General features: G+C 71.7%; 10 protein-coding genes and 1 pseudogene. 3 read left to right on the top strand and 8 right to left on the bottom strand.

Features of this window, described 5'->3' with window-relative positions; all coding sequences use genetic code 11:
* From HW578_RS16155 to HW578_RS16145, 3 genes and pseudogenes are all read right to left on the bottom strand, one after another.
* Positions 1 to 428 (bottom strand): annotated as a pseudogene (locus HW578_RS16155) (hypothetical protein); the annotation flags it as partial.
* Between the two features lie 38 nt (positions 429 to 466).
* A complete protein-coding gene (gene argS, locus HW578_RS16150) occupies positions 467 to 2,314 on the bottom strand; it encodes an arginine--tRNA ligase (RefSeq protein ID WP_198371606.1) in 1,848 nt (615 codons plus the stop codon).
* A 7-nt stretch (positions 2,315 to 2,321) separates the two neighbouring features.
* Positions 2,322 to 3,470, bottom strand: coding sequence for a deoxyguanosinetriphosphate triphosphohydrolase (locus HW578_RS16145; RefSeq protein WP_198371605.1), 1,149 nt, complete (start codon positions 3,468 to 3,470; stop codon positions 2,322 to 2,324).
* A gap of 100 nt (positions 3,471 to 3,570) precedes the next feature.
* Between HW578_RS16145 and HW578_RS16140 the strand changes: the two genes are divergently transcribed.
* Together HW578_RS16140 and HW578_RS16135 are read left to right on the top strand one after the other, a co-directional pair.
* The gene (locus tag HW578_RS16140) at positions 3,571 to 3,924 is read left to right on the top strand and encodes a HesB/IscA family protein (protein ID WP_198371604.1); all 354 of its coding nucleotides are present in this window, start codon (positions 3,571 to 3,573) and stop codon (positions 3,922 to 3,924) included.
* Between the two features lie 3 nt (positions 3,925 to 3,927).
* Positions 3,928 to 4,695 carry an exodeoxyribonuclease III gene (locus tag HW578_RS16135; protein ID WP_198371608.1) on the top strand — a complete coding sequence of 256 codons (768 nt, stop codon included), beginning with the start codon at positions 3,928 to 3,930 and terminating at the stop codon, positions 4,693 to 4,695.
* Between the two features lie 7 nt (positions 4,696 to 4,702).
* Here HW578_RS16135 and HW578_RS16130 read toward each other — a convergent pair whose 3' ends face one another.
* From HW578_RS16130 to HW578_RS16115, 4 genes are all read right to left on the bottom strand, one after another.
* On the bottom strand, positions 4,703 to 5,041 hold the full coding sequence (locus HW578_RS16130; protein WP_198371602.1) for a hypothetical protein: 339 nt from the start codon (positions 5,039 to 5,041) through the stop codon (positions 4,703 to 4,705).
* Between the two features lie 23 nt (positions 5,042 to 5,064).
* Positions 5,065 to 5,301, bottom strand: a complete 237-nt coding sequence (locus tag HW578_RS16125) for a hypothetical protein (RefSeq protein ID WP_198371600.1) — start codon at positions 5,299 to 5,301, stop codon at positions 5,065 to 5,067.
* A gap of 93 nt (positions 5,302 to 5,394) precedes the next feature.
* Positions 5,395 to 7,113 (bottom strand): dihydroxy-acid dehydratase, encoded by a 1,719-nt coding sequence (gene ilvD / locus HW578_RS16120; RefSeq protein ID WP_198371598.1) that lies wholly within the window; start codon positions 7,111 to 7,113, stop codon positions 5,395 to 5,397.
* A 23-nt stretch (positions 7,114 to 7,136) separates the two neighbouring features.
* Positions 7,137 to 9,836: a valine--tRNA ligase gene (locus HW578_RS16115; RefSeq protein ID WP_198371597.1), complete on the bottom strand. Its 2,700-nt coding sequence runs from the start codon at positions 9,834 to 9,836 to the stop codon at positions 7,137 to 7,139.
* 184 nt (positions 9,837 to 10,020) lie between these two features.
* On the opposite strand from HW578_RS16115, the gene HW578_RS16110 reads away from it, so the two are divergent.
* Positions 10,021 to 10,989 carry a tripartite tricarboxylate transporter substrate binding protein gene (locus tag HW578_RS16110; protein WP_198371589.1) on the top strand — a complete coding sequence of 323 codons (969 nt, stop codon included), beginning with the start codon at positions 10,021 to 10,023 and terminating at the stop codon, positions 10,987 to 10,989.
* 18 nt (positions 10,990 to 11,007) lie between these two features.
* On the opposite strand, the gene HW578_RS16105 is transcribed toward HW578_RS16110, so the two are convergent.
* Positions 11,008 to 11,279 (bottom strand): DUF2497 domain-containing protein (locus tag HW578_RS16105; RefSeq protein WP_198371587.1); only part of this gene is annotated, 272 nt, incomplete at its 5' end.

The following is an 11,279-nucleotide window of genomic DNA, read 5'->3' as shown; positions in this document are numbered from 1 at the left end:
CCCGCCGGAGCCGCCGCGGTCGGCGCACCCGGTGCCGCGGTCCCATTCGGCGCGGCGGGGGCAACCGGCCGCGGCGCCGGCTGCGCAACCTGCGCGCGCAAGGCATCGATCCGCGGCCCTTCCGGCTCCGGCGCCAGCCGCGCCCCGCCATTCGCCGCGGCACCCCGGTTGCGCTCGAAGATCAGCTCGTCCTGGTTGGGCACGCGCAGCCCGCCCGGATCATCCGGGCGCACCTTGAAGGGCCGGGGATCGGCCTCGATCAGCGGGACCGATCGCGGCCCGCCGCCCATGCGGCTCATGCCCCAGACCAGCGCGGCGCCGACCAGCAGGGTCGCGGCCAGCCCGCCGCCGATCGCGATCAGCCGCCAGGGCGGCCCGCCATCATCCGAAGGCCGCACCCGATAGGACGGCACAGGTACATCGGTCACGCCCCACCCCCTGACTGCCAGGGGCCCGGGCCAGCCCCTCAGCGCATCTCTTCGACCGGCGTCACCCCCATGACGCCCAGGCCCGAGCGGATCACCGTCGCGGTCGCCGCGACGAGGGCCAGCCGGGCCCGGGTCGCGGCGGGGTCCTCCGCCCGGATGAACCGGAGCGTCGAATCGTCGCGACCACGGTTCCACAATACGTGAAAGTCCGAGGCCAAGTCTTGGAGAAAGAACGCGATCCGGTGCGGTTCACGCGCTGTTGCGGCTGCTTCCACGCTGCGCGGCCAGGCGGCGATGCGCCGGATCAGCGCCATCTCCGCCGGATCGGCCAAGGCATCGAGCGGGACGGCCTCCAGCCCGGCCACCAGCGCGGCGTCGGTCGCCTCGGCCTGGCGCAGCACCGATCGGCAGCGTGCATGGGCGTACTGCACGTAGAACACCGGATTGTCGCGCGTCTGCTCGACCACCTTGTCGAGGTCGAATTCCATCTGCGCATCGGCCTTGCGCGTGAGCATGGTGAAGCGCACCGCATCGCGGCCCACTTCCTCGATGAGGTCGCGCAGCGTGACGTAGGTGCCCGCGCGCTTCGACATGCGCACCGGCTCGCCGCCCTTCATCACTTGCACGATCTGCGTGAGCACGACATCGAGGCTGACGCGGCGGTCGGACAGCGCGGCCACCACCGCCTCCATCCGCTTCACGTAGCCGCCATGGTCGGCGCCCCAGACATGCACCAGTTCCGCGAAGCCGCGGTCGATCTTGTGCTGGTGGTTGGCGATGTCGTTGGCGAAATAGGTCCCGGTGCCGTCGGACTTGCGCAGCGGGCGGTCCACCTCGTCCCCGAAGGAGGTTGCGCGGAACAGCAGCTGCTCGCGCGGTTCCCAGTCCTCCGGGGTCTTGCCCTTGGGCGGCTCCAGCACGCCCTGGTAGACGAGGCCCTTGCCCGACAGCAGCTTGATCGCGGCATCGACGCCGCCGGCCTCGACCAGCGCGCGCTCGCTCACGAAGACATCGTGCGTGACGCCGAGCAGGGCCAGGTCCTCGCGGATCTCCGCCATCATCATCGCGACCGCCGTCTCGCGCGCGGTGTCGAGCCAGGCGGTGCGCACCAGCCAGCCGCGCTCGAGCGCCGGGGCGAAGGCGGAGACGGTCTCCTCCGCCGGCAGCATGCCGGGCTCGATGCGCCGCGCCATCATCTGCTCGCCGAAGCGCTCGGCCAGCGCGTCGCCCACCGCCACCAGGTAGTCGCCGCGGTATTGCAGCGTGGTGCCGAAGCGGTGCTCGGCGGCTTCCGCGTTCCACTCGTCCGCATTCAGCGTAACCGCGCGCAGGTAGCGCCAATAGGCTGCCCAGCCGAGCGCGGCCACCTGGTTGCCCGCGTCGTTGACGTAGTACTCCTTGGTGACGTCGTAGCCCGCCTTGGCCATCAGGTTCGCGAGCGCATCGCCCACCACCGCGCCGCGGCAATGCCCGACATGCATCGGCCCGGTCGGGTTGGCCGAGACGTATTCCACATTGGCGCGGATGCCCGCGCCGATGCGGCTGTCGCCATAGGCCTCGCCCGCACGCAGCACGGCGGGGACCTGGGCGCGCAGGAAGGTCTCATCCAGGCGCAGGTTCACGAAGCCGGGGCCGGCCGGGGCGGCCTCGGTCACCATGGGCAGGGCGAGCAGCCTCTCGGCCAGGGCGGCCGCCAGCTTCTGCGGCGGCATGCGCGCGGGCTTCGCCGCCACCAGCGCGGCATTGGTCGCCATGTCGCCATGCGCGGTGTCGCGCGGGGGCTCGACCTGCACGCGGGCCAGCGCCTCGGGCGGGAGCTCCGGCACCAGGGCAGAGAGCGCGCCGCGCACCTCCTGCGTCAGCAGAGTGAAGATGTTCTCGGTCATGGGGTGCTCAGCCTGGGATGTCTGGGTCGTTCAGGCGCCGGTATTCCTCCAGCGCGTAGCGGTCGGTCATGCCGGCGATGTAGTCGCACACCACCAGGGCGCATTGTGCGGAACCGGCATCCCCGGCACGCGCGCGCCAGACCGGCGGCAGCATCTGCGGCCCGCCATGCAGGTGGCTGAACAGCATCTGCACCACGCGCTTCGACTTCGCCATGGTGCGGTTGACGCGCCAGTGCCGGTACATGCGGGTGAACAGGAAGTCGCGCAGCGGCAGGTTCGCCTCGGCCATCGCATCCGAGAAGGCCACCACCGGGCGGTCCGCGCGGCGGATGTCCTCCACCGTGGAGGGCGCCAGCGCGGCGATGCGCCGGCGCGATTCCGCCACCACGTCCCCCACCATGGCGTTGATGACGCGACGGATCATCTCCGAGGCCAGGCGCTCGGGCGGCGCATCGGGGGCAGCGGCGCGCGCCTGCGCCAGCGCTTCGCGCACCAGCGGCAACGCGCCCACTTCCTCGAGGCTGAACAGCCGCGCGCGCAGCCCGTCATCGAGGTCGTGGTTGTTGTAGGCAATGTCGTCCGCGAGCGCGGCCACCTGAGCCTCGGCGCTCGCATGCGTGTGCAGGTCGAGAGGATGCCGCGCGTCGTATTCCGCGATGTAGGGCGCGGGCCGGCGCAGCGGGCCGTTGTGCTTGGCCAGGCCCTCCAGCGTCTCCCAGGTCAGGTTCAGCCCATCGAAGCCGGCATAGCGTGCCTCCAGCAGCGTCACGGCCTTGAGCGACTGCGCATTGTGGTCGAAGCCGCCATAGGGCTTCATCGCGCTGTTCAGAGCATCCTCCCCGGCATGGCCGAAGGGCGGATGGCCGAGATCGTGCGCGAGGGCCAGCGCCTCCGCCAGGTCCTCGTCGAGTGCGAGCAGCCGCGCGATGGAGCGCGCGATCTGCGCCACCTCGATGCTGTGGGTCAGCCGCGTGCGGAAATGGTCGCCCTCGTGGTAGATGAAGACCTGCGTCTTGTACTGCAGCCGTCGGAACGCGGTGGCGTGGATGATGCGGTCCCGGTCGCGCTGGAAGGGCGAGCGCACATCGCCCCCCGCCTCCGGATGCAGCCGGCCGCGGGAGGTCTCGGGCCGGACGGCGTGGGGCGCGAGAGTCATCGCGGGGGCCGTAGCACCCGGGCGCGCCCCCCGGCAACCGCGCCCCCGCGTTGGAACCGGGCCGCGAAGCGCCTATGTTCGGTGCCGAGGAGTCTTCCCCATGCCCGATGGTGCATCCCCCCCGCCCGCCTTCCGCGTGACCGCACGCGCCGCCGCCCAGGTGGCCGATATCGCCGCGCGCGAGGGCCGGCCCGCCGCCGGGCTGCGCCTGGCGGTTGAGGCCGGCGGCTGCTCCGGCTTCCAGTACAAGTTCGGCCTTGAGGACGCTCCGGCCGAGGACGACCTGGTGGTCGGCGAAGGCGCCGGGCGCGTTTTCGTCGACCCGGTCTCGCTCGACCTGCTGGCGGGCGCCGAGCTCGACTGGGCGGAAGAGCTGATCGGCGCCCACTTCGCCATCCGCAACCCGCAGGCGGTCTCGGCCTGCGGCTGCGGCACCTCCTTCTCGGTGGGCTGATCCCTGAAGCTCGCCACCTTCAACGTCAATTCGATCCGCCAGCGCGCCGGGCACGTGGCGCGCTTCCTGGCGCGCGCGCAGCCCGACCTGCTGTTTCTCCAGGAGACCCGCTGCACCGCAGAGCAGGTGCCGGCGATGGAGTTCGAGGCGCTGGGCTACCGTACCCATGCGGTCGGCCAGGGCGGCGGGCGCAACGGTGTCGCCGTCATCGCCCGCATCCCCTTCGAGGTGGTCGCCGAGCACCTGCCCGGCGACGCCGAGGACAGCCACGCCCGCTACATCGAGGTGCGCGCCGGCGGGATCAACGCCGCTGGCATCTACCTGCCCAACGGCAATTCCGGCGGCGAGGCCGGCTTCGCCTACAAGTTGGCCTGGATGGACCGGCTTAGGGCCGTGGCGACGGACCGGCTCGACAGCTTCACCCCCTTTGCGGTGCTGGGCGACTTCAATGTCTGCCCGACCGATGCCGACCTCGCCCCCGGCGCGCTGCCGCCGACCGATGCGCTGGTGCGCCCCGAGAGCCGCGCGCGCTTCCGCGCCCTGCTGCATCTCGGCCTGACCGACGCGCTGCGCGCGCTGCATCCCGCCGAAACCCTGTTCACCTACTGGGACTACGGCGCCGCCTTCGAGACCAATCGCGGCCTGCGCATCGACCACGTGCTGCTGAGCCCCGACCTCGCGGAGCGGCTCGAGGCCTGCGAGGTCGACACCATGCCGCGCAGCGAGGCGCAGCCCTCCGACCACACGCCGGTGATCGCGACCCTGCGCTGAGGCGCCGCTACCAGCGCCGGTAGTAGGGCCGGCCCCAATAGCCCGGGCGCGCCCCCCAATAGCCCCCGCCCCAGCCGCCGCCCCAGCCCCAGCCGAGCCCGATGCCGATCGAGGGCGTCACAACCAGCGGCGGGGGCTGCGGCGCGGGCACCACGTAGATCGGCACGCCCTGCTGGGGGGCCACGCCATAGCCGTCGCCATAGACCGGCGGCGCATAGGCGATGGGCGGCACCGGCGGCGGGATGGTCGCCCCCGGCGGCGGCACCGGGCCGATGCTGCCATCGGGGTAGACCACGCAGCCGCCCAGCAGCAGCAGGCAGGCGATGGCGGCGGGCATAGCGCGCATCGGGGTTCCCTCGGTCTTCGGGCTCAGCGCCAGTAGCCGCCCCAGCACCGGCCCCAGGCGTCGCAGCGCCGCGGCACCCAGTAGCGGCGCGGGCGCGGCTGAACATAGACCCGGGCAGGCGGCGGCGCGACATAGACCGGCGGCGGGGCGACATAGACGGGGCGCGGCGGCGGCGCATAGGCCACCGGCTCCTGGTAGGCCACGCATCCGGCCAGGCCGGCGCCGGCCAGGACGGGCAGAAACAGGCGACGAAGCATCATCGGCGGTCTCCCGGGCGCGGGCGCGGGCGCGCCCTCGCACGGGAGTTTCCTGCGCCACCGTGATGGCAGCGCCGTGGCATGCGAAGTGTAACGCTACTGGTCGGCGTAGCAGTGCGTCTCGGCCGCGGCGCCGGGGTTGGTCACGGCGCCCAGATAGGCCGGCCCGACCAGCTGCGCATACTTCCACAGCGCGCCGGCATTGTAGTCGTGCCCGCGCGGCTTCCAGGCGGCGCGGCGGCGGGCGATCTCCTCCTCCGGCACGATCATGTCGATGGTGCCGGCCTCGGCGTCGATCACGATGCGGTCGCCGTTCTGCAGCAGCGCGATCGGCCCGCCCACCGCGGCCTCCGGCCCGACATGGCCGATGCAGAAGCCGCGCGTCGCCCCGCTGAAGCGCCCATCGGTGATCAGCGCCACCTTGTCGCCCATGCCCTGGCCGTAGATCGCGCTGGTGGTGGACAGCATCTCGCGCATGCCGGGCCCGCCCTTGGGCCCTTCGTAGCGCACGATGATGACGTCGCCCGCCTTGTAGGCGCGCGCCTCGACCGCGGCGAAGGCGTCCTCCTCGCAGTCGAAGCACAGCGCGGTGCCTTCGAAGCGCAGGTTGTGCATGCCGGCGATCTTCACGATGGCACCCTCGGGGGCGAGGTTGCCTTTCAGCGCCACAACGCCGCCGATCGGGCTGATCGGGTCGGAACAGGGGCGCACCACGTCCTGGTCGCGCGGGACGATCACCTCCCGGTGGTTCTCCGCGAGGGTCCTGCCAGTGACCGTCAGGCAATCCCCCTTCACGTAGCCGCCCTCGAGCAGCGCCTTGATGATGACCGGCACGCCGCCGATCCGATGCACGTCCGCCGCGACGTAGCGACCGCCGGGCTTGAGGTCGGCGATATGCGGCGTCTTGCGCATGATCTCCGCCACATCCTGCAGGGTGAAGCGGATGCCCGCCTCATGCGCCATGGCGGGCAGGTGCAGCGCGGCGTTGGTGGACCCGCCGGTCGCCCCCACGATGGCCGCGGCATTGTGCAGGCTGTCCAGCGTGACGATGTCGCGCGGGCGGATGTTGCGGCGGATGAGCTCCACCACCGCGCGGCCGGATTCCACCGCCCAGCGGTCGCGATCCTCGTCCGGCGCCGGCGCGCCGGCGGAGAACGGCAGCGCGAGGCCGATCATCTCGGACACGCAGGCCATGGTGTTGGCGGTGAACTGGCCGCCACACGCACCCGCGCCGGGGCAGGCGTGGCGCTCGAGCTCGTCCAGCTCCTCGTCGGACATGTTGCCGGCGGCGTGCTGGCCGACCGCCTCGAAGACATCCAGCACGGTCACGTCGCGGCCGTGGTGGCGGCCCGGCATGATCGACCCGCCATACATGAACACGCTCGGCACGTTCAGCCGGATCATGGACATCATCACGCCCGGCAGCGACTTGTCGCAGCCGGCGATGCCGACCAGCGCGTCGTAGCAATGCCCGCGCATGGTGAGCTCGATCGAATCCGCGATGGCTTCACGGCTGGCCAGCGAGGACTTCATCGACTGGTGCCCCATGGCGATGCCGTCGGTCACCGTGATGGTGGTGAATTCGCGCGGCGTCGCACCCGCTTCCTTGACGCCCACCTTCGCCGCCTGCGCCTGGCGCGACAGCGCGATGTTGCAGGGCGCGGCCTCGTTCCAGCAGGAGGCGACGCCGACCAGCGGCTGCTCGATCTCCTCCTTCGTCAGGCCCATCGCGTAGTAGTAGGAGCGGTGCGGCGCGCGCTCCGGGCCCATGGTGGTGTGGCGGCTCGGCAGGCGTGACTTGTCCCAGGCGGTCATGGCGTTTCCTCAGGCTTGGCCGGTCAGGCGGAAATGCGGGCGATGGCGGCATCGAGCCGGGCCATCTCGGTCTGCTGGGTCTCCAGGCGGTCGCGCATCTCCTGCACGATCTCCTCCGGCGCGCGGGAGACGAAGACCTCGCTGGCGAGCTTGGCCTCGGTCTTCCCGGCCTCGGCCGCGATGCGGGCGCGCTCCTTGGCGAGGCGCGCGCGCTCGGCCGCGAGGTCGATGACGTCGGCCAGCGGCAGCATGACGGTGGCTTCGCCCACCACGGCCTGCACGGCGCCCTTCGGGGCCTCGCCGTCCAAAGCGCGGATCTCGGTCGCGCGGCCGAGGCGCTTGATCGCCTCCTCCCAGCGCTTCGCGCGGTCGAGGGATTCGCCCGAGGCCCCGGCCAGCAGCAGCGGCACGGTGATGGACGGCACGACGTTCATCTCGGAGCGCACGGTGCGGATTTCGCTGACCAGCCGCACCACCCAGTCGAGCTCGGCCCGTGCTTCCGCCGCGCCGGCAACCGCCGCTGCCTCCGGCCAGGCCTCGCGGATCAGGCTGCATTCGGCCCCGTAGCCCATGCGGTGCCACAGTTCCTCGGTGATGAAGGGCATCACCGGGTGCAGCAGGCGCAGGATGACGCCCAGCACGTGCTGCGCGGCACCCTTCACCTCCTCCTTCTCCGCGCTGTCCGGGCCTTGCAGCACAGGCTTGGCGAATTCCAGGAACCAGTCGCAGAAGCTGCCCCAGGTGAAGCGGTAGCAGGCCGAGGCGTAGTCATCGAAGCGGAAGGCCTCGAGCGCGGCATTCGCTTCCGCCACCGCGGTGTTCGCAGCGTCCAGGATCCAGCGCGACAGCGGCAGCGTCGCCGACGCCGGATCGAAACCAGGCCGCGGCGCGATGCCGTTCATTTCGCAGAAGCGCGCCGCGTTCCAGATCTTTGTGGCGAAGGCGCGATAGCCCTCGATGCGCTGCTTCGCCAGCTTGATGTCGCGCCCCGGCCCGGCCAGGGCACACAGGGTGAAGCGCACCGCATCCGCGCCATGCGCGTCGATGAGTTCGAGCGGGTCGAGGACATTGCCCTTCGACTTCGACATCTTCTGGCCCTTCTCGTCGCGCACCAGGCCGTGGATGCACACGGTGCGGAAGGGCACCTCGCCCATGAAATGGATGCCCATCATCATCATGCGGGCGACCCAGAAGAAGATGATGTCGAAGCCCGTCACCAGCACGTCGCCGGGATAGTACTTCGCCAGTTCCGGCGTCTTCTGCGGCCAGCCGATGGTGCTGAAGGGCCACAGCGCGCTGCTGAACCAGGTGTCGAGCACGTCCTCGTCGCGCACGAGCGCCACCTCGCGCCCGAACTTCGCGCGCGCCTGTGCGAGGGCCTCCTCCTCGGTGTGGGCGACGAAGACCTCGCCATCGGGGGCGTACCAGGCGGGGATCTGGTGGCCCCACCAGAGCTGGCGCGACACGCACCAGGGCTGGATGTCGCGCATCCAGGCGAAGAAGGTGTTCTCCCACTGGCGCGGCGTGAACACGGTCTGCCCGGTCTCGACCGCCTTGATCGCCGGCGCGGCCAGCGTCTTGGCATCCACGTACCACTGCATGGTCAGCCGCGGTTCGATCGGCACGCCGGAGCGGTCGCCATGCGGCACGGCATGGGTGTGGGGCTCGATCTTCTCGACGAGGTCCATCTCCTCGAGCCGTGCGACGATCGCCTTGCGTGCCGCGAAGCGGTCGGACCCCGCGAGGTCGCGCACGAAGTCGAGGTCGCTCACGCCCTCCACCTGCGCGAAGGCCACCGCGATCTCCTCCAGCATCACCCGCCCCTCGGCATCCAGCACTGAGGGCATCGGCAGGTCGTGCCGCTTGCCGAGTTCGAAGTCGTTGAAGTCATGCGCCGGGGTGATCTTCACCGCGCCCGAGCCCTTCTCCGGGTCGGAATACTCGTCTGCCACCACGGGAATGGACCGCCCGACCAGCGGCAGGACCACGCGCTTGCCGACCAGGTCGCGGAAGCGCGCATCCTCGGGATGCACCGCGACCGCGGTGTCACCGAGCATCGTCTCGGGCCGCGTCGTCGCCACCACCACGAAGCGGCCGGGCTCGCCCTCGACCGGGTAACGCAGGTGCCACAGATGGCCCTTCACCTCCCTGCTCTCGACCTCGAGGTCCGAGATCGCGGTGAGGAACTTCGGGTCCCAGTTGACCAGCCGCTTGTCGCGATAGAGCAGCCCCTCGCGATAGAGCCGGACGAAAACCTCGCGTACCGCCTCCGACAGGCCCTCATCCATCGTGAAGCGCTCGCGCGGCCAGTCGAGCGACGCGCCGAGGCGGCGCAGCTGCCGCGTGATGGTGCCCCCGCTCTCGGCCTTCCAGTCCCAGACGCGCTTGATGAAGGCCTCGCGCCCCATGGCGCGGCGGTCGGCATTGCCCTGCTGCGCCAGCAGCCGTTCCACCACCATCTGCGTCGCGATGCCGGCATGGTCGGTGCCTGGCTGCCACAGCGCATCGCGCCCCTGCATGCGCCGCCAGCGGATCAGCACGTCCTGCAGCGTGTTGTCGAGCGCATGCCCGATATGCAGGCTGCCCGTCACGTTGGGCGGCGGGATCATGATGGTGAAGGGCTTCGCGGGCGAGGCCGGGTTCGCCGAGAAGGCGCCGGAGCCCTCCCAGCCCTGGTAGAGGCGCTGTTCGATCGCGGCGGGGTCGAAGGACTTGTCGAGCATGGCCGCATCCCTTCCCCGCCGGGACGCCCTGCGTCAAGGGTCGCGCGCTGGCGTCAATTCCACCGCGGCGCCAATCGCGCTAAGGGAGGCGACAAGACGCCCGGCGCCGGGCATCCCGCGGATGGCGACGGGGCGGCGACCGGCGCCGGCCCACGAGGCCGTCCTGACTGCCGGGGAACCGACCATGACCGCACGCCGCCGCCTGCTGCTCGCCCTGCCCGCCGCCGCCCTCGCGCGCCCGGCGCTCGCCCAGGCCACATGGCCGCAGGGGCCCATCCGCATCATCGCCCCCTTCCCGCCCGGCGGGTCGGTGGACACCATCGCCCGCCTGCTGCAGCCGCATCTCTCGGCGGATCTCGGCGTGCCGGTGGTGATCGAGAATCGCCCGGGCGCCTCGGGCGCGATCGGCACCGCCGCCCTCGCCCGCGGCCCGGCCGACGGCGCCACCTGGGCCATGGTCTTCGACACCCATGCGGTGAACCCGGCGCTCATCGCCACCCTCGGCTTCGACACGAAGCGCGACCTGGTGCCGGTCATGCTGGTGGGCACCGCGCCCATGCTGATCACCACGCACAATTCCCGCCCCTGGCGCAGCCTGCCCGAGGTGATCGCCGCGGCGAAGGCGCGCCCGGACACCCTCACCTACGGATCGATCGGCAATGGCAGCCTCGCGCATCTGACCATGTCGCTGATGCAGACCGCGGGGGATTTCCGCGTGGTGCACGTGCCCTATCGCGGCGGCGGTCCCATGAGCGCGGCCGCCGCCGCCGGCGAGCTCGACATGCCCATGGCGACCAATGCCGGGCTCGGCGGCCAGGTGGGTGTCACGCTGCGCCCGCTGGCGCAGACCGGCGCGCGGCGCTCGGCGCTGTTCCCCGACCTGCCGACGGTTGCGGAATCCGGCGTGCCCGGCATCGACGCGCTGGCCTGGTGGGCGGTGATCGGTCGCGCGGGCGTGCCCGCGCCCGTGCTGGCCCGCTTCCATGCGTCGCTTGCGAAGGCGCTGGCGGTGCCCGAGGTGCGCGCCCGCCTCGGCGGCCCGCTCGGCATCGACGTGGTGGGATCGACGCCGGAGGCCTTCGGGGCCTTCCTGGACACGCAGATGGAGACCTGGGGCCGCGTCGTGCGCGAGCACAACATCCGCCCGGACTGACGCCCGGGCTTCGGCGCGTCAGCTCAGGGCGCGACCGACCACGCGCTCGATCTCGGCGCGCACCAGGCGCTCGACGATGTCGGGTAGATGCTGGTCCAGCCAGGACTTGAGCAGCGGGCGCAGCTCCTCGCGCACGACATCCTCGATCGACGGCCCGCCGCGCGTGACCGCCGCACCGCGCTCCGAAGAGACGGCGCGCAGCAACTGGCCGACCGAGGCGGTTGCCGCGGCAGCCACCGCGGGGGCCAGCAGCGACTCCGCCGCGAGCGGCGCGGCCGGCGCCGGTTCCG

The organism is Roseomonas rosulenta (genome assembly GCF_016106005.1).
Taxonomy (GTDB): Bacteria; Pseudomonadota; Alphaproteobacteria; order Acetobacterales; family Acetobacteraceae; genus Neoroseomonas; species Neoroseomonas rosulenta.
This window is presented reverse-complemented; position numbering and strand designations above follow the sequence as displayed.

Coding starts and splice junctions, on each gene's coding strand:
- argS (WP_198371606.1), bottom strand. CDS start 2,314: ATGACCGAGAACATCTTCACTCTGCTGACGCAGGAGGTGCGCGGCGCG.
- HW578_RS16145 (WP_198371605.1), bottom strand. CDS start 3,470: ATGACTCTCGCGCCCCACGCCGTCCGGCCCGAGACCTCCCGCGGCCGG.
- HW578_RS16140 (WP_198371604.1), top strand. CDS start 3,571: ATGCCCGATGGTGCATCCCCCCCGCCCGCCTTCCGCGTGACCGCACGC.
- HW578_RS16130 (WP_198371602.1), bottom strand. CDS start 5,041: ATGCGCGCTATGCCCGCCGCCATCGCCTGCCTGCTGCTGCTGGGCGGC.
- HW578_RS16125 (WP_198371600.1), bottom strand. CDS start 5,301: ATGATGCTTCGTCGCCTGTTTCTGCCCGTCCTGGCCGGCGCCGGCCTG.
- ilvD (WP_198371598.1), bottom strand. CDS start 7,113: ATGACCGCCTGGGACAAGTCACGCCTGCCGAGCCGCCACACCACCATG.
- HW578_RS16115 (WP_198371597.1), bottom strand. CDS start 9,836: ATGCTCGACAAGTCCTTCGACCCCGCCGCGATCGAACAGCGCCTCTAC.
- HW578_RS16110 (WP_198371589.1), top strand. CDS start 10,021: ATGACCGCACGCCGCCGCCTGCTGCTCGCCCTGCCCGCCGCCGCCCTC.